At 34.7% G+C, this 22,203-nt stretch carries 17 protein-coding genes and 1 tRNA gene; 17 read left to right on the forward strand and 1 reads right to left on the reverse strand.

What is annotated here, in order from left to right; genetic code table 11:
• The first annotated feature begins 131 nt into the window (after nt 1-131).
• Both recA and fabG read left to right on the forward strand, forming a co-directional pair.
• The gene (gene recA / locus ACQH1W_RS00505) at nt 132-1,172 is read left to right on the forward strand and encodes a recombinase RecA (RefSeq protein WP_341763013.1); all 1,041 of its coding nucleotides are present in this window, start codon (nt 132-134) and stop codon (nt 1,170-1,172) included.
• A 2-nt stretch (nt 1,173-1,174) separates the two neighbouring features.
• On the forward strand, nt 1,175-1,900 hold the full coding sequence (gene fabG / locus ACQH1W_RS00510) for a 3-oxoacyl-ACP reductase FabG (protein ID WP_375332533.1): 726 nt from the start codon (nt 1,175-1,177) through the stop codon (nt 1,898-1,900).
• Between the two features lie 171 nt (nt 1,901-2,071).
• Here the strand turns inward: fabG and ACQH1W_RS00515 are convergent, their stop codons facing one another.
• Nucleotides 2,072-2,890, reverse strand: a complete 819-nt coding sequence (locus ACQH1W_RS00515; protein ID WP_375332532.1) for a YihY/virulence factor BrkB family protein — start codon at nt 2,888-2,890, stop codon at nt 2,072-2,074.
• Between the two features lie 451 nt (nt 2,891-3,341).
• Between ACQH1W_RS00515 and ACQH1W_RS00520 the strand changes: the two genes are divergently transcribed.
• The 15 genes from ACQH1W_RS00520 (at nt 3,342) to rpoC (ending at nt 22,130) form a co-directional block, all read left to right on the forward strand.
• Nucleotides 3,342-3,716: a helix-turn-helix domain-containing protein gene (locus ACQH1W_RS00520; protein WP_341747243.1), complete on the forward strand. Its 375-nt coding sequence runs from the start codon at nt 3,342-3,344 to the stop codon at nt 3,714-3,716.
• Between the two features lie 139 nt (nt 3,717-3,855).
• Complete coding sequence (locus tag ACQH1W_RS00525) at nt 3,856-4,545, forward strand: RNA methyltransferase (protein WP_375332531.1); 690 nt, start codon at nt 3,856-3,858, stop codon at nt 4,543-4,545.
• 166 nt (nt 4,546-4,711) lie between these two features.
• Nucleotides 4,712-5,095, forward strand: coding sequence for a 30S ribosomal protein S12 (gene rpsL / locus ACQH1W_RS00530; RefSeq protein ID WP_341747241.1), 384 nt, complete (start codon nt 4,712-4,714; stop codon nt 5,093-5,095).
• A 19-nt stretch (nt 5,096-5,114) separates the two neighbouring features.
• Entirely contained in the window at nt 5,115-5,603 is a 489-nt protein-coding gene (gene rpsG / locus ACQH1W_RS00535) for a 30S ribosomal protein S7 (protein ID WP_341747240.1), read from the forward strand.
• A 9-nt stretch (nt 5,604-5,612) separates the two neighbouring features.
• Nucleotides 5,613-7,688, forward strand: a complete 2,076-nt coding sequence (gene fusA / locus ACQH1W_RS00540) for an elongation factor G (protein WP_375332530.1) — start codon at nt 5,613-5,615, stop codon at nt 7,686-7,688.
• 86 nt (nt 7,689-7,774) lie between these two features.
• Complete coding sequence (locus ACQH1W_RS00545; protein ID WP_375332529.1) at nt 7,775-8,386, forward strand: palindromic element RPE1 domain-containing protein; 612 nt, start codon at nt 7,775-7,777, stop codon at nt 8,384-8,386.
• 209 nt (nt 8,387-8,595) lie between these two features.
• Nucleotides 8,596-8,671, forward strand: a tRNA-Trp gene (locus tag ACQH1W_RS00550).
• Between the two features lie 21 nt (nt 8,672-8,692).
• Complete coding sequence (gene secE, locus ACQH1W_RS00555) at nt 8,693-8,893, forward strand: preprotein translocase subunit SecE (RefSeq protein WP_341748453.1); 201 nt, start codon at nt 8,693-8,695, stop codon at nt 8,891-8,893.
• Nucleotides 8,894-8,896: 3 nt separating this feature from the next.
• Nucleotides 8,897-9,445, forward strand: a complete 549-nt coding sequence (gene nusG / locus ACQH1W_RS00560) for a transcription termination/antitermination protein NusG (protein WP_341763380.1) — start codon at nt 8,897-8,899, stop codon at nt 9,443-9,445.
• 768 nt (nt 9,446-10,213) lie between these two features.
• On the forward strand, nt 10,214-10,648 hold the full coding sequence (rplK, locus tag ACQH1W_RS00565; protein ID WP_341758590.1) for a 50S ribosomal protein L11: 435 nt from the start codon (nt 10,214-10,216) through the stop codon (nt 10,646-10,648).
• A 3-nt stretch (nt 10,649-10,651) separates the two neighbouring features.
• Complete coding sequence (gene rplA / locus ACQH1W_RS00570; RefSeq protein WP_341761989.1) at nt 10,652-11,359, forward strand: 50S ribosomal protein L1; 708 nt, start codon at nt 10,652-10,654, stop codon at nt 11,357-11,359.
• 21 nt (nt 11,360-11,380) lie between these two features.
• Entirely contained in the window at nt 11,381-11,857 is a 477-nt protein-coding gene (gene rplJ, locus ACQH1W_RS00575; protein ID WP_375332528.1) for a 50S ribosomal protein L10, read from the forward strand.
• 32 nt (nt 11,858-11,889) lie between these two features.
• Nucleotides 11,890-12,258: a 50S ribosomal protein L7/L12 gene (gene rplL, locus ACQH1W_RS00580; protein WP_375332527.1), complete on the forward strand. Its 369-nt coding sequence runs from the start codon at nt 11,890-11,892 to the stop codon at nt 12,256-12,258.
• Between the two features lie 1,536 nt (nt 12,259-13,794).
• The gene (gene rpoB, locus ACQH1W_RS00585) at nt 13,795-17,901 is read left to right on the forward strand and encodes a DNA-directed RNA polymerase subunit beta (RefSeq protein ID WP_375332526.1); all 4,107 of its coding nucleotides are present in this window, start codon (nt 13,795-13,797) and stop codon (nt 17,899-17,901) included.
• Nucleotides 17,902-17,984: 83 nt separating this feature from the next.
• Nucleotides 17,985-22,130, forward strand: coding sequence for a DNA-directed RNA polymerase subunit beta' (gene rpoC, locus ACQH1W_RS00590; RefSeq protein WP_425361058.1), 4,146 nt, complete (start codon nt 17,985-17,987; stop codon nt 22,128-22,130).
• Nucleotides 22,131-22,203: the final 73 nt, after the last annotated feature.

Here is a 22,203-nt window from a genome sequence, read left to right on the forward strand (position 1 = left end):
GAATAGATTCTTTTAATTTTTAGTTGCAATTTTTAAATCACTATGATATTAATATTTGTAATTATTTTACTGGATTTTCCTCGTATGTTACTTTATAAATTTAATTTAATTTTATTAAGCTGATTCTAGAAATGAACGTTATAGACAAAGAAAGAGCATTGCTTGCTGCACTTAGCCAGATTGAAAAAAGTTACGGCAAAGGTTCTGTCATGAAACTTGGTCAACGCCCTGCTGTAGACGTTGAGGCAATACCAACAGGATCTCTAGGGCTTGATTTGGCACTCGGTATAGGTGGTTTACCTAAGGGAAGAATTATTGAAATTTTTGGGCCGGAAAGTTCAGGAAAGACCACTTTAACTCTACATGTAATTGCTGAAGCACAGAAGAAAGGTGGTACTTGTGCTTTTATTGATGCAGAACATGCTTTAGACCCAGCATATGCCAAAAAACTTGGCATAAATATTGACGAGCTTATTATTTCTCAACCAGATACTGGAGAGCAGGCACTTGAAATAACTGATACTCTAGTACGTTCTGGAGCTATTGATATGGTCGTTATAGATAGTGTTGCTGCTCTTGTGCCTAAAGCAGAGATTGAAGGGGAAATGGGTGACTCTCATATGGGGTTACAAGCTAGATTAATGAGCCAAGCACTTAGAAAACTCACTGCATCAATTTCAAGAACTAATTGTATAATTATTTTTATTAACCAAATTAGAATGAAAATAGGCGTTATGTTTGGTAGTCCAGAAACTACCACAGGTGGTAATGCTTTAAAATTTTATGCCTCAGTAAGGCTAGATATTAGAAGAATTTCAACAATCAAGGATAAAGAAGATCTAGTAGGAAGCCAAACTAAGATTAAAGTTGTTAAAAATAAAGTCTCTCCACCGTTTAAAACGGCAGAATTTGATATAATGTATGGTAGTGGTATTTCTAGAGAAAGCGAGATAATTGATCTTGGTGTTAAATTTGAAATAATAGAAAAATCAGGTTCTTGGTTTTCATATAATGACACTCGTATAGGTCAAGGTAGAGAAAATGTCAAACATTACCTAAGAGAACACCCTGCTATCTGCTCTGAAATAGAACAACTAATTCGCCAAAAGTCTTCTCATAATACTAGTGTTACTTTTGATAGCGAAACGATAACTATAGAAGAGGAAGAATAGAAATGATAGATTTAACTGCTAAAAAATCTCTAATTACTGGAGCATCTGGGACAATTGGTGGTAGCATTGCTAAGCTATTCCACTCTCTTGGTAGTCATGTGATAATTAGTGGTAGTAACCAAGAGAAATTACAAGAACTTGCAAATAACTTAAAAGATAATTATACGATAGTACCATGTAATCTAGCAAATATTGATGAATGTACTAACTTGGTGTCTAGTCTTGAACAAATCGACATTTTAGTTTGTAATGCCGGAATCACTAAAGATATGCTGGCAATAAAAATGTCCAATGAAATGTTTGATCAAGTTATAGATATAAACTTAAAAGCTAGCTTTATTCTAAATCGTGAAGCGATAAAGAAAATGATGAAAACTCGTTATGGTAGAATAATTAACATATCATCTGTGGTTGCAGTTTCTGGTAATCCAGGACAGGCAAATTATTGTGCTTCCAAAGCTGGTTTGATCGGTATGACAAAGTCTCTAGCAATTGAGGTAGCAAGTAGGAGTATCACAATTAATGTAGTTTCTCCTGGTTTTATTAAATCAAACATGACTGATAAATTAAACGAAGCTCAAAAAGAGGCTATAATGCAAAAAATTCCTCTTAGAACTTTCGGAGAAGCCGAAGATGTTGCAAACGTAGTAGCTTTCCTAGCAAGTGACAAAGCTTCCTACATCACCGGTCAAACTATCCATGTTAATGGTGGAATGTTGATGATATAATTGAAGAAGTGAAATTATGAAATGGAGCGACGCCTATTGTATGTAATAGGCGAGCGAAGACGATGCTATCTACTTCTCATCAATTGACTATAGTAGTAAACTATTGTTCGTGCATGCACGCCTCAAAGTTTTGCGATAGCTTTTCTTGAAAGCAGATATATTCTTCTGCTTTCAAGGATATTCTCTTAGTAGGTAATTAAATTCTGCCCCATATATAAAAATCATGTTAATAATATAAAAAAATATTAAAGTCACTATTATACTACCAAGTGAACCATATATTATACTTAATTGGTTATAATATATTATGTAGGTAGATAATAAATATCCACTTATCACCCATAAAGTTACCGTTAATAAAGCTCCAGGAACTACGTCTGTAAAATTTAATGTTACATTAGGGATTATATAATATAGTGATGAGGAGGTAATAAATAATGAGCAGAAAATGATAGCATATCGAAAAAGGGTTAAAGTGTGCTTATGTTCTTCTATCATTTGTAAAATTATCGGTAGTTTTGTTAATATTATTGGTACTATAATAAGAATAAGCATGGCAAAGGTAATGAATATACTGATTACTAAAAACTGTGCTATGCTAAGTAATCTTCGCCTTATGTAGGTAGGAGGAGATTTTATCTCATATACCCTATTTAAAATTGTTCTTAAACATTCAACAAAAGATGAAGCCGTCCAAATACTTCCCATTATCGCTAAGGTCATTAGACTTTGAGGAGGAGTTTTTCCAAGTTCGTTTATCCTAGTTTTTATTGAGTCAGTAGCCAGTTCTGGCATACTCTCAAGAAGAATAGTAATAAAATTCTTTCCCAGTTCTGATGCTCCAACAAAACTTGTTAGTGCTAACAAAAAAACTAAAAAAGGAAAGATTGTTAGGAGTACCATAAATGACATATACCCTGAATGTTCAACACCATCATGTTCAATTGTTTTAAAGGCTGCCTGATATAGGCATTTTATAATTCTTTTCATCAAGTAACTTTCTTTTGTTTTATATAATCATTCAAGTATATATATAAAATTCAACATTATCACTTTTTATATTAAGTATATTTTTTAACATTCTGCAATAATTCTTTAAATATCCTAGTTAATTCTATGATTTTTATTTTTTAGTCTTATTCTATCTAGAATAGTAAAAAAAGGTTAAAAAAATACGATAAAAATGAAATTATAATTTACAAGGTTGCTAAGTATCTATAAGATCAGTATAATTATATAATAGTTAAAAAATATTAAGCACTACTTGTACATAAACAAAAAATATAATCAATACTTACTGATAGTAGACAGTTTACATGTGGGTATTCCTATGTGAATTGTTGGCTTTCTAGGTTATATAATATATGACAGTAATCTTTTTATTTGTTAATAATCTATTATATTCTTAAAATTTAATAGTTCATGCATAAGGGAATTAATTATGGTACGAAGAAATGACTACATACAAAAAGTTGATCAGTTTATAGGTGGGAAAATCTATTCTCTAAGGCTTGCCAAGGGGTTGTCACGTCAACAACTTGCAGAGGTAATAGAGGTAACACATCAGCAGTTACAAAAATATGAAAAGGGTATTAATAGAATATCAATAGGTAGGTTGGTTCTTATTGCTAAAGCGTTAGATAAAAATATCGATTATTTCTATCAAGGTTTAGAAGATGCTGACAATGTCGAGCCTGTACTTACTCAACATCAGCGTATGTGTATAGAAGTGTCAAGGAATTTTATGAAAATTCGTAACTCAGAACATCAGCAAGCAGTTAATGCATTGATACGTTCTTTGATTAAAGAAGATTAGATAAAATAAAAAAATCATTGGCTCATTATGAAACTAATAGTTGACAGAGATGAAAGAGTATAGTAATTATATACGAGTAGTTAGTAGGAATTAAATAGCTATTTAGAAGAAAATAATTACATATTAATCAAAGATATTTATGCCAATTATTATTTTAGTAGCACCTCAAATGGGTGAGAATATTGGTGCTGCTGCTAGAGCAATGAAGAATTTTGATGTTTCAGAGTTGAGAATCGTTTCACCTAGAGATGGTTGGCCGAATGAACAGGCACGTAATATGGCGGTATCAGCGGTAAATATCATAGATAATGCTAAGATTTATGATAGTTTGGAAGCAAGTATAGAGGATATTGATTATTTATATGCAACAAGTTCAGCAACACGTAATATCAATAAAAACTATGTTCTATCAGAGCATTTAAGTCAGGATTATCCTACAGGTCTTAAAGTCGCTATCATGTTTGGTCGTGAAAATTGTGGTTTGCGAAATAGAGAAATTACTTATGCCCATAAAATTATTAACATTAATACAGGGGGTTTTAGTTCTCTTAACATTGCGCAGTCAGTAATTATTATATGTTATGAGCTATTTCGTAATAAACAGCTGAGAATAAATGTTAGTAATGAACAGGACGTAGCATCAAAAGGAGAATTAGGATATTTCTTTGAACATTTGTTTACTGAATTAAACAAAAAGAATTTCTTTAAAGTGCCTGAGAAAAAATTACACATGACTCAAAATATTATGAATATTTTTACTCGTATAGATAAATTATCTAGTACAGAACTACAAACTTTAAGGGGGGTAATTACAACCCTAAGTTCATAAAAATAGCTAATCTAGTCAATGTTGTTAAAAACTCGTTGCTTTTATAAAAAAAATAGCTATAGTTCCACTTGTTGCCACTTAATAGTGAAAGTGGTGCAGTATATGGTTTTCCCTATAGCTTTAAGGGTTGATAGATAATATCAAAAGGAAAAATTTGGAGTATTGAATGCCAACAAACAATCAGTTAGTACGTTTTGGAAGACAGTCGAAGATTCGTAGGACAAAATCCCCAGCTTTGGAATCTAATCCATTTTTGAAAGGTGTTTGTGTAATAGTGAAAACTGTTACTCCTAAGAAACCTAATTCTGCTCTTCGTAAAATGGCACGTGTTCGCTTAAGTAATGGGCAGTACGTGAATGCTTACATACCTGGTGAAGGGCATAATTTACAAGAACACTCTACGGTGTTGGTAAGGGGCGGAAGGGTTCCTGATCTTCCAGGTGTTAAGTACCATATAGTACGCGGTGCTTATGATACTCAGGGTGTAAAAAATCGTAAGCAAGGACGCTCACGTTATGGTACATCAGCGAAGCAAGCTGTAAAAAAATAATTTGAAATAGAGAGATAAAATGTCACGTCGTCATGCCGCAGAGAAAAGGGTTATCTTGCCTGATATGAAATATAATAGCCCTCTGCTTGCTAGGTTTATTAATAATATCATGAAGGAAGGGAAAAAAGCTCTAGCCGAAAAGATAGTATATTCTGCTTTTAGTAAAATAGAAAAAAAACATAGGGTAGATCCTTATGAAACTTTCAATAATGCTATGAATAATGTAAAGCCATATCTTGAGGTTACCTCAGTGCGTGTGGGAGGTGCAAATTATCAGGTCCCTTCCCCTGTTGATGAAAGAAGAGGGTATGCACTTGCGTCACGTTGGATTATCAATGCAGCAAATAAACGTTCTGAAAAAATGATGATTGATAAGTTGGCGGAAGAATTATTTGAAGCATCAAATAATAGAGGAGTTGCTATTAAAAAAAGAGAGGACACTCATAAAATGGCTGAAGCTAACAAAGCTTTTGCTCATTTTAGTCCCAAAAAATCGCAACCAAGGTAATTAAATCATATGGCGATTACAGAATTTTCTCTTGCTAATACTCGTAATATAGGTATTTGTGCTCATATTGACGCTGGTAAAACTACTACAACCGAGCGTATTCTCTTTTATACAGGAAAATCACATAAAATTGGTGAAGTTCATGAAGGCGGTGCCACTATGGATTGGATGGCACAAGAACAAGAACGTGGTATCACTATTACTTCTGCTGCTACTACCTGTTACTGGAAAAATATAAGGATTAACATTATTGATACCCCAGGTCACGTGGATTTTACAATAGAAGTAGAAAGGTCTTTACGTGTTTTAGATGGAGCAGTGGCGGTATTTGATGGTGTGGCCGGTGTTGAACCTCAGTCAGAAATAGTTTGGAGACAAGCTGATAAATATAAAGTACCTAGAATGTGCTTTGTCAATAAAATGGACAGAATGGGTGCTAATTTCTACAAATGTGTAGAAATGATTAAAGATCGTCTTGGTGCAAAACCTCTAGTAATTCAGTTGCCAGTTGGTATTGAAGAGAATTTCAAAGGAGTTATTGATTTAATCAAGATGCAGGCAATAATTTGGAAGGATGAATCTCTTGGAGCTGAATATTCGTACCAAGAAATCCCTGCTGATATGTTAGAAAAGGCTGAAGAATACCGTGCTTTGCTAATTGAAATGGTTGCTGAGACTGATGATCATTTGATGGAGAAATATTTATCAGGTGAAGAATTTACTGAGGAAGAAATTCAAGTAGTGATAAGGAAAGGAACGATTGACCGAGTCTTTTTTCCTGTGTTATGTGGTAGTGCCTTTAAAAATAAAGGTGTGCAACCTTTGCTGGATGCAGTTGTTGACTACTTACCTTCACCAATCGATATTGGAATAGTCAAGGGAATAGATATTAATTTTGGAGAAGAAAAAGATTTTAAAATATCAGCATCTGAACCTTTCTCTGCTTTAGCTTTTAAGGTAATGACCGATCCATTTGTTGGATCTCTTACATTTATCAGGATTTACTCTGGTAAGATTAGTTCAGGTGCTACTGTCATTAATACGGTAAAAGACCAAAAAGAACGAGTAGGTAGGATGCTTCTGATGCATGCTAATGAAAGAGAAGATATTAAAGAAGCTTTTGCAGGAGATATTGTTGCTTTAGCTGGTCTTAAAAATACCACTACTGGTGATACTTTGTGTGATCCGGATAAGCAGGTTATTTTGGAGAGAATGGAATTTCCTGAACCGGTTATTGAATTAGCTGTAGAGCCAAAATCAACTGCTGATCAAGAAAAAATGGGAATGGCATTGTCTAGGTTAGCTGCTGAAGATCCATCTTTTAGAGTATCAACTGATCAGGAAAGCGGTCAAACTGTTATTAAAGGTATGGGTGAACTGCATCTAGAGATTATGGTTGATCGTATGAAACGTGAGTTTAAAGTTGAGGCTAACATTGGAGCACCACAAGTAGCTTATCGGGAGACAATTACCAAGCCTTGTGAAATTGATTATACTCATAAAAAGCAATCTGGTGGAGCTGGACAATTTGCACGGGTTAAAATAATATTTGAACCTCAAGAAGCTGGAACAGGATTTACTTTTGAAAGCAAAATTGTTGGAGGAGCTATACCTAAAGAATTTATTCCTGGTGTTGAAAAGGGTCTAAATAATATTAAAGATACAGGTGTAGTTGCCGGCTATCCAATGATTGATTTTAAAGCAACTTTGATAGATGGAGCATTCCACGATGTAGATTCAAGTGTACTTGCATTTGAGATTGCTGCAAAAGCTGCTTTTAGAGAAGGTATGCCAAAAGGTAATCCAAAATTACTTGAGCCAATTATGAAAGTTGAAGTAATTACTCCTAATGAGTATATGGGGGATATTATTGGTGATCTAAACAGTCGTAGAGGACAAATGCAAAGTATGGATCCAAGAGGTAATGCACAAGTTATAACTGCAAATGTGCCGTTGGCCGAGATGTTTGGGTATGTTAGTACTTTGAGATCTTTATCACAAGGTAGATCTCAATATAGTATGGTTTTCTCTCATTATGAGCAAGTACCATTACAGGTGGCCGAAACTATTAAAGCTAAGAAATAAAAAAAATTATTAAGATAGCTATTAGTGTATCATATATAATATGCTATAATGTTATTTTTTGTGAATAAATAATATAAGGCGTGAAAATGGCTAAGATGTCGTATGTTGAGGAATTTGTAGGAGACACGGAACGCAAAGCCGCAGCGTACTCAGACGTACGTGAGAATTCAAGTACCGTATCGATGTCCGAATCATCGGTAAAAGTAGAATTTTGCAAAATGTCTAATGAATTATTGCAATTAGTTAAGGGTGATATTGACTTGTATGGCAACTGGGTTTATTCAAAATTAAATTTGATGATGGAAGATATTAACGGAGATATTAATAACCGTGATGAGTTGCAAGAGCTACAAAAAGAACTCTTATATAAGGCGGCATGCCTTAGCAAAAATACTAAAATAATGGATTATTTACTAAGTAGTGTTGCCATACAGAAAGATGAGTATGATACAGTATTATTTTTGGCAGAAAGCTTTAGTAATAGTGAGATGGAAAAATGTTTACTAGACTACGCAAAGATTAGAGATAAGACATTAAAACAAGAACTAATTTCCGGTGATAGTAAAGATAGTTCTGATGAAACAATATCAGATACGTTATCTAACGTAACATTAACTGATTCAGAACAAGAACAGTTCGAGGAAGTAACTACTATAGGGGATGGGTCAGAAGCAATTACAAATATACTAAGTGTGTAAGTTTAAGTAAGTATAATAGTCCTAAAGGTTGATGTCATTCCCGCGTAGGCGGGAATCTAAAAAATACTATGGATAATGTTGTTAGATATTTTATATCCCGCACCAAAACGGGGATGACACCGAGGTTACTTAAGTTAATAAAACTTGCACACTTGGTAAATATAGAACTTTATTAAAAAAATAGTTTGATTTTTTAGTAAAAATATGATAGGAGTGTAGCTCAATTGGTAGAGCGTCGGTCTCCAAAACCGAAGGTTGCGGGTTCGATTCCTGTCGCTCCTGCCAACTATAATGAGTTCGTATAATATGTTAAAGGAAAATAGAGTCTACAAATTTTACGAGCAAGTAAAGCAAGAAGTTTATAAAATTGTTTGGCTTGGTAAGAAAGAGTTGATAACTTCAACTCTTATAGTAGTGGTGGCTGTATTTATTTTTAGTATAATTTGTTTGGTGTTAGACTACGGTATACATAGCATAATGCAGGTTTTACTTAATATTGGGAAGTAAGGAATAGGTTTAGGGAAAATTGTGGTGCAGTGGTACGTTATTCATACATTATCAGGCTCAGAAAAGCGTGTAAAGCAAATGATTCTCGATCAAATTGCTAAGCAGGGTATGTCGGAGTTTTTTGAGGATATCGTTGTTCCGGTTATTGAAGTACCTGAAGTTAAACGTGGTAAAAACGTTAAGACAGAGAAGAAATTTATGCCTGGTTATATTCTGATTAAAATGAATATGACAGATGATTCTTGGCATTTGGTAAAAAGTGTAACTAAGGTTACAGGTTTTTTAGGTGGTAAAAGTACACCACAAGCCCTTAGCGAAAAAGAAATACAAAATATTTTTAGTAAACTAGAAGCTGAAACCAAAGATGCTAGAATTTCGAAATTATATGAAATTGGTGAGGCAGTAATTGTTACTGACGGTCCGTTTGAGACTTTTACAGGGGTTATAGAAGAAATTGATTATGACAAAAATAGATTGCGTGTGTCTATATCTATTTTTGGTAAAGCAACTCCTATAGAACTAAATTTTACGCAGGTTAAGAAAAATAATTAGGGTTTGTTTAGAGTAGGGTGTGTATTCAAATGATCCTACGAATTGGATTTGAAAATGAATGGTGAGAAAGCGTAGCGTACATATAGTATAGTTACACATGTGAATCCATGATATTTTCAAAAGACAATTCGTAGGAGCAGAAGAGTATGCAGTTTATTGTCTCTACCATCCTAGCTAAAGGTGTATGATTGTCAACTTAATGTCATCCCAGCGTAATTTGGGGTCTGAAAAGAGCCTTCTAGGTTGTTTAGACTCTGCCTACGTAGGGGGTAGGGATAATACTAAGCCTAGTATTAATTTGTTACATCGATACTTGAGGTTAAGTTGAATTCGATATAATATTTGTCGTTGATGTCATCCCAACGTAAGTTGAGGTTTAATAGCCTTTGCAGGTTATTTTTTGGATTTTCGCTTTTAGCTAGGAATGACCTCGTTTTTGGTTCTGTAAGTACCATTACTTACGTTGGCTTTTTGATCCACGCGTGGGTAATGCCATAACTGTTGAAAGTTGAAAAACCGTTATTGCGAAGTGCCGTTAGGTGCTGTGCAATCTTCGTGGAGTAAGGTATCCTTCACAAGATTGCCACGTTGCCGCTTGCAGCGGCTTTTCGCAATGACGGTTTAAGCCTTACAACAGTGCTTTGCTAATAGACGATTTTTAACTTTCAACAGTTGTGGGCAATGCCTACACGGTAATGACATAGAGAGTGTATTGACAAGGCTCACGTGAATAAAGCTATTAATTAAATAAGTAAGGATAAGATTATAATGGCAAAAAAAATAACCGCTTATATTAAGTTAACTGTGCCAGCAGGTAAGGCTAATCCATCCCCACCTATTGGTCCTGCACTTGGTCAGAAGAAACTTAATATTATGGAGTTTTGTAAGGCGTTTAACGCAGCAACTAGTGCTATTGAACCAGGTACTCCTATTCCAGTCGTGATTACTGCTTATGAAGATAATAGTTTTACTTTTGTAACTAAGACTTCTCCAGCATCGTATTACTTAAAACAATTTGCTAAAATTCCTAAAGGTTCTAGTGCTACTAAAAAAGAAGCATTTGTTGGTAAGGTTACCATGTCAGATTGCATTGAAATTGCAAAAATTAAAATGGTAGATCTTAATACTGATAATTTAATAGCTGCCGCTAAAATTATTCGTGGTACTGCTGAATCTATGGGGCTTGAAGTGGTAGGAGATTAATATATGTTAGTTGATAAAAAATTAGTTGGTGGCAAAAAGATTAGAGAAGCAAGAAAAAAAGTAGCTCTAGTTGGCAACCGCACTTTAGCAGAAGGAATAGAGTTACTTAAGTCTGTGTCTTATACTAAATTTGACTCTACTTTGGAAGTGGTGATGAAATTAGGGGTAGATCCTAAGCACTCAGATCAAATGGTGCGTGGTGTTGTCGCATTACCAGCTGGTACGGGTAAAGTTAGTAGAGTTGCAGTGATTTGTAAGGATGAAAAGATAGAAGAAGCTAAAGAAGCTGGAGCAGATATTGCTGGTTCTACAGAAATTATCGATGATATTAAAGCAGGAAAAATTAATTTTGACGTTTGTATTGCAACACCAAATATGATGTCAGCAATAGGTGCAGTGGCAAGAATTTTAGGTCCAAAGGGCTTAATGCCAAATCCAAAACTTGGGACTGTAACTACCGATATTGTAACGGCAATTAAAAACGCCAAAAGTGGTCAAGTAGAGTATAGGGTTGAAAAGGCAGGTATTATTCATGCTGGAGTTGGTAAATTATCATTTTCTAAACAAGATTTGCTAGATAATGCATCAACTTTGATATCTGCTGTAGTTAAAGCAAAGCCTTCTGGTGCTAAAGGAAATTATTTAAAAGCAATATATCTATCTTCTACTATGAGTCCATCAGTAAAAATAGATTTAGCAAGTATATCGTAAAATACGACAAGGAGAGTTAAGGTGTTAAGATCAGAGAAACATGAATTTGTCGTAGAACTTGAAGAGGTGTATAAACGGTCAAATTCCGTGATAATTACTCATTATCATGGGCTTACTGTTAGTCAAGTAACTCTACTGCGTAGGTCTCTTAAAGCAAAAAATGCGGGGTTCAAAGTAGTTAAAAATACTTTGTCAAAAATAGCAGCAAATAAGGCTGGTATTGGTGATATAGTACATTTGCTTGTTGGTCCGACAGCCTTTGCATATTCTGAAGACCCTGTTGAGGCTGCGAAAGTTGTTGTAGAATTTGCTAAAACTAATGAATGTTTGAAAGTAGTTGGTGGTTTAGTAAATAATCAAATATTAGATGCGAATTCTGTACAACAACTTGCAAAATTGCCTTCATTAAATGAGCTTAGAGGTAAAATTATTGGTGTGGTGCAAGCTCCTGCAGCCAAGCTTGCTAGAGTTTTTCAAGCTTATGCAAATAAAGAATAATTTAATAAAAAAGTTTTAAGAGGAAGAAAATTATGACAGACCTAGTAAAAATCGTAGATCAATTGTCAACACTTACAGTAATTCAAGCAGCAGAGCTTGCAAAAATGCTAGAAGAAAAATGGGGTGTAACAGCCGCAGCTCCTGTAGCACAGGTGGTGGGTTCTGTAGCATCAGAAGCAGTAGCTGAAAAGACAGCATTTGAAGTTGTTTTAGTCAGTAGTGGTGATAAAAAAATAGAGGTAATTAAGGTAACTAGAGAACTTACTGGTCTTGGTTTAAAAGAGGCTAAAGAGTTAGTAGATGCTGCCCCAAAAACTATTAAATCTGGTGTAAATAAAGAAGATGCTGAAAGTTTTAAAGCAAAATTAGAAGCAGTTGGAGCAAAAATTGAATTAAAATAATTGAGTGTACCATCGGGTAGAAAAAGCCTAGAGTTTACTTTGGGGGTGTATTAAATAGCTTGTTTGTGTAAGTTCATATTAATTAGGTTCTGTGAAGGTTGTTAGGATAACTTTCTAAGTTAATTATAGAGTGTAGTGATCAAAGAATAGGGACAAAGGGGTAAAGGATTAAGCGTACATTTGTAAGTATGTGAATCCCCAGCAGTTTTTATGGGTATTAACTTAAGCACAGGGTTTTGTTATTGTTGAGCAGTATTTTAACAAAAAAGATGTCATTCCCGTGTAGGCAGGAATGACATTAACCGTCACAGGGATGATATACTCGAATGATTTGGAGAATTGGATTTAAAAATGAGGGGCGAGTGAATGGAGCGTACATAAGGTACGTGAGTACGCGAGTCCCTGATATTTTCAAATCCAATTCGGAATCACATTCGAGTATACCGCAAGATTTAGAATATACATAGATTGGTAGAAACATTTTGGGACTAAATCTAGGTTTGTATTGTTAATAATGGAAATGAACTTGTTGTGTGATATTCTATTTGGTTTACGAGTTATGTTGCTAAATATGTTATCATACCCGTATAAACTATTACATTTTGTACAAAAACTTATAAAACTTTTAAGACAAAGTTCTTTTGCTTTAAGAGGTCTTTGTATTTATTTATCCAAAATTCTGAATCAGATGAAGATAAGAAACAGATTTGTACATTTTAGTATATTTTTCTACTTTAAAGAATTGGTGTGGCAAAATTTCGGGTATTTGTGTATTTACGTACTAGATGTACGCCTAGTTCGCTTAGCCCTTGTTTATTGTCCCCATTCTTCAAATCATTTAAGTACACCCCTATTATATTTGAATAATTTAACGAATTGGTTTCGCAAAATTACAGAGTATTCGCATATTTTTATTCCTAATGTACATATGCTACGCTCCCCTCTTGTTTTATGCTCTAATTCTTTAAATCATTCAAGTATATTTTTAAATCGAGTTTTTTTAGATTTTTATCTTTATTTGGAGTTTATATAGAATACTAAAAAAGAAATTTAAGGTATACTCTTCTGCTTTGAAGAATTGCTTTCGTAAATAGTTGCGGGGATTTCGCGTACGAACAACGGTTTACTACGTTGCGTTTGTTCACCCTTTGTTTGTTGTCCCCATTCTTCAGATCATTCGAGTATAACAATTTAGTTTATGTTAAGGTAAAGAAATTGGTAATTAAAGTTTAATTTTGAATTAAATAACCTGAATTTGATGTAACAAGTTAGTAGCAAATTTAATGTTATCTTTGTTAGGGTTGATGTTATCCGAGCTATGATACACGGATAAGCAAACTCTATATTATCCCAGCGTGGGTAGTGGAATCTAAAAAAGTAGCCTTCTAGGTTTTTTCTAGACCTTGCTACTTTCGTAGGGGGACATTGAAGGGAATGACATTGAGACTATTGTAATATGTGAGATTCCAAGTTTGAAGTAGATTTTTACTTGGTTTCAAAATAAAAAATTATTAAAAGCATTAATCGGGAGATTATATGACAACGCAATCCTTATCAATTGGCAAACGCGTAAGAAAAAATTTTGGTCACATAAATTTGGTAGCGTCTATACCAAATTTGATAGAGGTTCAGAAAAATTCTTATGAAAAAGGTTTTTTACAATTAGGAGTTAAAGATTCTGAGCGAGAAAACAGAGGATTACAATCAGTATTAAGTTCAATTTTTCCGATTCACGACCCCTCTAATGTTGCATATTTAGAATTTGCTAAATATGAATTTGATAATCCTAAATATGATGTCGAAGAATGTACTCAAAGAGGTCTTAGTTATGCTGCTCCTCTTAAAGTCACATTGCGATTAAGTATTTGGGATATTGATGAAGACACTGGAGCAAAAGAAATCAAAGGTATTAAAGAACAAGAAGTTTATATGGGGGATATTCCCCTAATGACAAAGAATGGTACTTTTATTATTAATGGTACAGAAAGAGTGGTGGTATCACAGATGCATAGGTCACCTGGCGTATTTTTCTATCATGATGATGGGAAAATTCATTCTTCAGGGAAGTTTCTATATTCTGCTAGAGTTATACCTTATAGAGGATCATGGCTAGATTTTGAATTTGATGCTAAAGATATTGTTTACTTTAGAATAGATAGGAAAAGAAAGCTTTATGCTACTACTCTTCTTAGAGCCATTGGAATGTCTACCAATGAAATTATAAAATTCTATTATGATACGGTAACATGTTTTACCAAAAATGCAAGCTGGGCAACAAAGTTTATACCTGAGTCTATAACTGCTCATAGGCTAGTTAATGACTTAGTGGATGCGGATACCGGTAATGTGATACTTGCATTTGGTCAGAAGATTACTCCTCGTTTGGCTAAAAAATTTGCTAAAGATGGAGTGAAAAATATTTTGGTAGAACGTGAATATTTAGTAGGCAAATATTTAGCACAAAATCTTGTTAATCCGGATAATGGTGAGGTACTAGCCGAAATTGGTGAAATGATCACAATGGATATGCTGGACTCTATTATGACTCTTGAAATTCCGTCTGTCGATGTACTTGCTATAAATCCACAATCAAGTCCTTACATAAGGAACACCTTATTTGCTGATAAAAATCAAAATTATGAATCAGCATTGATAGACATATTTAGGGTATTAAGACCAGGAGAACCAGCTAATATTGAAGCTGCTAAAACATTATTTAACAACTTGTTCTTTGACCATGAAAGATATGATCTTTCAGAAGTTGGTCGTATTAAAATGAATGCAAGATTGGAACTTAATATACCAGAATCTACAGCTATTTTAACTATTGAAGATATTAAAAATATTCTTAAAGTTTTAGTAGAGCTAAAAGATGGTAAAGGTTCGATAGATGATATTGATCACCTTGGTAACAGAAGAGTTAGGTCAGTTGGTGAACTAATTGAGAATCAGTTCAGAATTGGTCTTGTTCGTATAGAGAAATCAGTACTTGAAAGAATGTCGGTGGTTGATCTTGATGCCGTTATGCCTCATGATTTAGTAAATTCAAAAGTTTTGGTTTCTGTAGTAAAAGAATTTTTTAGTACTTCACAACTTTCTCAATTTATGGATCAAACTAATCCATTATCAGAAATAACTCATAAAAGAAGATTATCAGCTTTAGGACCTGGTGGACTTAGCAGGGAGAGAGCAGGGTTTGAAGTGAGGGACGTCCACCCTACTCATTATGGGAGGATATGTCCAATTGAAACACCAGAAGGACAGAACATAGGTTTGATTAATTCCATGGCTACTTATGCTAGAGTTAATAAGCATGGCTTCATTGAGACACCTTATCGAAAAGTCGTGGATGGTCATGTAACTGACGAAGTTGTTTACTTGTCAGCTATTGAAGAAGGAAAATATAAAGTTGCTCAAGCTAATGCAGTTGTCGATCAAAAAGGTTTGTTACAAGAAGAATTAATTAACTGTCGAACTGAAGGTGGTAATTTTGTTATGGTTACCCCTCTAGAAGTGGATTACATTGACGTTACCCCGATGCAGGTTGTTTCCGTTGCTGCATCACTTATTCCATTTTTAGAAAATGACGATGCTAATAGAGCCTTGATGGGGTCAAACATGCAACGTCAGGCTGTGCCGCTTATTAGAAGTGATGCCCCTTTAGTTGGTACTGGTATTGAAGGAATTGTTGCACAAGATTCTGGGGTTTCAGTTGTAGCCTTGCATGATGGGATAGTAGAGCAAGTTGATTCAACTAGAATAGTTGTAAGGACTAAGGAGCAGAAAACAGATGGATCACCTAGTGTGGACATTTATAATTTATTAAAATTTCAAAGATCTAACCATAATACTTGTATTAATCAAAAGCCGTTGATTAACGTTGGTGATTATGTAAAAAAAGGTGAAGTAATTGCTGATGGACCAAGTACAGATAATGGTGAAATAGCTCTTGGTAGAAATGTGCTAGTAGCTTTTTTACCATGGAATGGTTATAATTTTGAAGATTCGATTTTAATATCAGAACGTATTGTAAAAGATGATATTTATACCTCAATTCATATTGAAGAATTTGAAATAATTGCTAGAGATACAAGACTTGGTCCCGAAGAAATTACTCGCGATATTCCAAATGTTAGTGATGAAAGTTTACGCCATCTTGACGAAGTCGGTATAGTATATGTTGGTGCAGAAATAAAACCAGGCGATATCTTGGTGGGTAAGGTTACCCCTAAAAGTGAGTCACCTATGACTCCAGAAGAGAAATTACTCAGAGCTATTTTTGGAGAAAAAGCTTCAGATGTTCGGGATTCATCTTTACGTGTTCCTACTGGGATCACTGGTACAGTGGTAGAAGTACGAGTGTTTTCTCGTAGGGGAATAGAAAAGGATGAGCGTGCTATAGCTATTGAAAAACAACAAATTGAAAAATTATCAAAAGATAGGGATGATGAACTTCGAATCATAGAGCATTTTGTTTTTATGCGTTTAGAGAAGATTTTAACAGGACAAATAATTGTTAGCGGCTCTAAATCCGTAAAATCCGGTCAATTGATTAGTGATCAAACTCTTAAGTCATTATCAAAAGGACAATTTTGGCAACTGATTGTTGAAGATGCTAATGTAATGAATGAAATTGAGCAAATTAAACGTCATTATGATGAAAAGCAAGAGAAGCTTAATAAGTGTTTTACTAGCAAAGTAGAGAAATTACAAAGTGGTGATGACTTACCACAAGGTGCTCTTAAAGTTGTAAAAGTATTCATTGCTACTAAACATAAGTTACAACCTGGAGATAAAATGGCCGGAAGACACGGGAATAAGGGTGTTATCTCTCGTATTATGCCAGAAGAAGATATGCCATTTTTAGAAGATGGCACAGTAGTTGATATAGTTCTTAACCCACTTGGCTTACCTTCACGTATGAATGTAGGGCAGATTTTAGAGACTCATCTTGGTTGGGCGGCAGTAAATCTTGGTAAAAAAATATCTTCTATGTTGGATCAAGTTCATAACAACAAAATTGATGTAGAAGAGCTTAAATCTTTTGTTTCCGAGGTATATGGGCATAACTCAACGACAAGAAATATAAAGAAAATGTCCAATCAAGAGATTATTGAGTTTTGTAATAATATCGATAAGGGGGTATATTTTTCAACCCCAGTTTTTGATGGTGCAAAGGTTGAGAATGTAAAAGAAATGCTAGTCCTTGCAGATCAAGACCCATCAGGTCAAATTAGGTTGATTGATGGTAGAACAGGAGAGTATTTTGATCGTGCCGTTACAGTTGGCTATAAATATTTCCTAAAATTACATCATTTGGCTGATGATAAAATTCATGCTCGTTCTATCGGTCCTTATAGTTTGGTAACTCAGCAACCATTAGGTGGTAAGTCGCATTTTGGAGGTCAAAGATTTGGTGAGATGGAGTGTTGGGCACTGCAAGCTTATGGTGCTGCTTATACGTTACAAGAAATGTTAACTGTAAAATCAGACGATGTGGTTGGTAGAATTAAAATTTATGAATCTATTGTCCGAGGTGATAATAATTTTGAATCGGGTATTCCTGAGTCGTTTAACGTGATGATCAAAGAATTCAGGTCCTTGTGCTTAAATGTAAAGCTTGAGGATACTACCACAGATTAAAGATATTTTTTGCAATTGCTACAGAAGGTCCAAGAGGCTTTTTACTAAACTATATCTGAAAAATTTTTTAAGGAAGAATCTTTATGACAACAGGGATGACAAATTTTTACGGACAATTAAGCAGTACTCAGCAATTTGATCAAATAAGAATTAATATTGCTAGTCCTGATCAAGTGCGTTCATGGTCTTTTGGTGAGGTAATGAAACCTGAGACAATAAATTACCGTACTTTCAAGCCAGAGAAAGAAGGACTATTTTGTGCTAGAATTTTTGGACCCGTGAAGGACTATGAGTGTCTTTGTGGTAAATATAAACGTATGAAATATCGTGGCATCACTTGTGAGAAATGTGGTGTTGAAGTTACTACATCTAGAGTCCGAAGAGAAAGAATGGGGCATATTGAACTAGCAGCACCAGTTGCCCATATATGGTTCTTGAAATCTTTACCATCAAGGATTAGTACATTGCTAGATATGACTATGAAGGATCTAGAAAAAGTTCTATATTTTGAAAGTTATGTTGTTGTTGATCCTGGGTTATCTGCTCTGCAAAAAGGTGACCTTTTATCGGAAGACGGTTTGCAAAAGGTACAAGATGAGTACGGAGAAGATAGTTTTACTGCTTCTATTGGGGCTGAAGTAATTCAGCAGATGCTTACAGAACTTGATTTACCTGAATTAAAGAAGAGTTTGCAAGAAGATTTATTAAATACATCTTCAGAAGTTAAAAAGAAGAAGATTGTTAAAAGACTTAAGTTAGTTGAAGATTTTCTTGAATCTGAGAATAAGCCAGAATGGATGATTATGACTGTTCTGCCAGTTATCCCACCTGAAATTAGACCATTAGTTATGCTTGATGGAGGAAGGTTTGCAACTTCTGATCTTAACGAACTTTATAGAAGGGTTATTAATAGAAATAATAGATTAAAAAGACTACTTGAACTAAAAGCACCGGATATTATCATTAGAAATGAAAAAAGGATGTTACAAGAATCGGTCGATGCATTATTTGATAATGGTCGTCGTGGTAAAGTAGTGAAAAATACTAATAAACGTCCATTTAAGTCACTTAGTGATATGCTAAAAGGTAAACAAGGTCGTTTTCGTCAGAATTTGCTTGGTAAACGAGTGGATTATTCTGGTCGTTCTGTTATCGTTGTGGGACCAGAGCTTAAGTTACACCAATGTGGTTTACCAAAGACGATGGCGTTGGAATTATTCAAGCCATTTATTTATTCAAAGCTTAAATTATATGGAATTGCTACCACTATAAAAGCCGCTAAGAAAATGGTTGAAGCTGAGAAATCAGAAGTATGGGATATTTTAGAAGAAGTTATACGTGAACATCCAGTATTGCTGAATAGAGCACCAACTTTGCATCGTTTAGGTATCCAAGCTTTTGAACCTTTACTGATAGAAGGGAAAGCTATCCAGCTACATCCTTTAGTCTGTGCTGCGTTCAATGCTGATTTTGATGGTGATCAGATGGCAGTGCATATCCCTCTTTCAATTGAAGCTCAGCTTGAGGCAAGAGTACTTATGATGTCAACAAACAACATATTGAGTCCGGCAAATGGTCGTCCGATTATCGTCCCTGATAAGGACATAGTACTAGGTCTTTATTATTTAACAATGGTTTTTGACAATGAACCTGGTGAAGGGATGAGTTTTGCTAGCATGTCGGAGATTGAACATGCTTTGTATAATAAGGTAATAACTATTCACTCAAAGATAAAATTTCGTCGCGATGTGCTTAATGTTGAAGGGGAGGTTGTCTCAACTATAGTGGATACTAGCTTTGGTAGGTTAATTATAGGAGAATTATTACCACGTAATCATAATGTTGGATTTAAGTTCGTAAATAAATCCATGACTAAAAAGGATATATCTGCGGTTATTGATTTGGTGTATCGCCACTGTGGACAAAAGGCTACAGTGATCTTTGCTGATCAACTAATGAAACTTGGATTTAAATATGCTTGTTCCTCAGGCATTTCTTTTGGTATGGACGACATGGTTGTACCAAAATCAAAAGATAGTCATATTAATTCAACATTGACTGAGGTAAAAGAGTTTGAACAACAATATTCTGATGGTCTAATTACTTACGGTGAAAAATACAATAAAGTGATTGATGCTTGGTCTAAATGTACGGATAAAGTAGCAAATGACATGATGAAAGAAATTGCTATGACACCTGTTAATAATAAGCCTAATCATCAGAAAGTAAATTCGATATATATGATGGCTACTTCGGGAGCAAGGGGATCAGCAGCACAGATTAAGCAATTAGCTGGTATGCGTGGTTTGATGGCTAAACCATCAAGTGAGATTATTGAAACCCCGATTATTTCTAATTTCCGAGAAGGTCTTACTGTTCTTGAATATTTTAATTCTACACATGGTGCACGTAAAGGTCTTGCAGATACAGCCTTGAAAACAGCTAATTCTGGGTATTTAACCCGTAGATTAGTTGATGTTGCTCAAGATTGTATAATTACTGATGAAGATTGTAAAACTACAAAAGGCATAGAAGTTAGAAGTATTATCGATGGTGGTGAAGTTATTGTATCGCTCGCAGAGCAAATTTTAGGTAGAACAGTTGCGATTAACGTATATCACCCAGTTACTAATGCATTATTACTATCAGCCGGTGAATTAATTAATGAAGCAAAATTAGAAGAAATCGAATCTTCTGGTTTGGATGTGGTAATGGTAAGATCTGTTCTAACATGTGAGGTTGTTGATGGAATATGTGTAAGATGTTATGGTAGAGATCTAGCCACTGGTTCTTTAGTATCAGTCGGAGAAGCAGTAGGAGTGATTGCTGCCCAGTCAATTGGTGAGCCAGGTACCCAGCTGACTATGAGAACTTTCCATATTGGAGGAGCTGCAACGAAAGGTGTTGAAATATCTTCAATAGAAGCCTCTCATGATGCAAAAGTGAAGATTTTAGGTCGTAATGTGGTTGTTGATTCTGAGGGACGTAAGATCGTAATGGGTCGTTCATGTGAGTTATTATTATTGGATGCTAATAATAATGAGAGGGCAAGACATAAAGTACCGTATGGTGCAAGATTAATAGCCGATGATTCAGATAAGGTAAAAAAAGGACAAAAATTAGTAGAGAGGGATCCGTACACTATTCCGATTATTACCGAGAAATCTGGAAAGGTTGTATTTAAGGATATGGTAGAAGGAGTGTCAATTCGTGATATCACTGATGAAACAACTGGTATTTCTAGCAAAGTTATAATTGAATCAAAACAATATTCACGCGGAGCAGAGTTACGTCCTCGTATTCAATTAGTTGATGAGAATGGAGAAACTATTATGCTGTCCAATGGTTTGGAGGCTAGATATTACATGCCAGTGAATGCTATTTTAAATGTTGAAGATGGTGCTAAGGTGTCAGTAGGTGATATTTTATCACGTATTCCAAGGGAATCAACTAAAACAAAAGATATTACTGGGGGTCTTCCACGAGTAGCTGAACTTGTTGAGGCTAGACGTCCAAAAGATCATGCTGTTATTGCAGAAGTAGATGGTAGAGTTGAATTTGGCAAAGACTATAAGTCAAAAAGGCGTATTGTTATTCAGCCAAGTGATAACACTACACCAATTGAATATATGGTACCAAAAGGCAAACATGTTGTTGTTAATGAAGGTGATTTTGTTAAAAAAGGCGATATGTTAATTGATGGCAATCCAGTTCTACAGGATATTTTAAAGGTAATGGGAGTGGAAGCTCTTACAAGCTACATGGTGGGAGAAATCCAAGCAGTTTACCGTTTACAGGGCGTAAAAATTGACGATAAGCACATTGAGGTAATAATTCGCCAAATGTTACAAAAAGTAGAGGTAACCCATTCTGGGGATACGACATTAATGGTTGATGAGAAGATAGATCATCGTGAATTTGCTGAAATTAATACAAAAGCTATAGATAACGGTTTAAGACCGGCTGAAGCCCAACCAATCCTACAAGGTATTACTAAGGCATCGTTGCAAACTAGATCATTTATTTCTGCGGCTTCTTTCCAAGAAACAACAAGAGTTCTAACGGAGTCTGCTATAGCTGGAAAAATTGATAAATTGCGTGGGTTGAAAGAAAATGTCATAGTTGGTAGATTAGTACCAGCAGGAACAGGCTTTTACATGAATAGAATGCGTAAACTTGCAGCTAAACTGGACCAGGAAGAGGTCAATTATCAGAAAACTTTAGGATAGATTCTCTTTAATAGGGAGTGTACTCTTCTGCTCCTACGAATTGTTTTTTGAGAATATCAAGGATTCGCGTCTT

The sequence above is a fragment of the Candidatus Tisiphia endosymbiont of Stenodema calcarata genome (assembly GCF_964030695.1).
GTDB lineage: Bacteria > Pseudomonadota > Alphaproteobacteria > Rickettsiales > Rickettsiaceae > Tisiphia.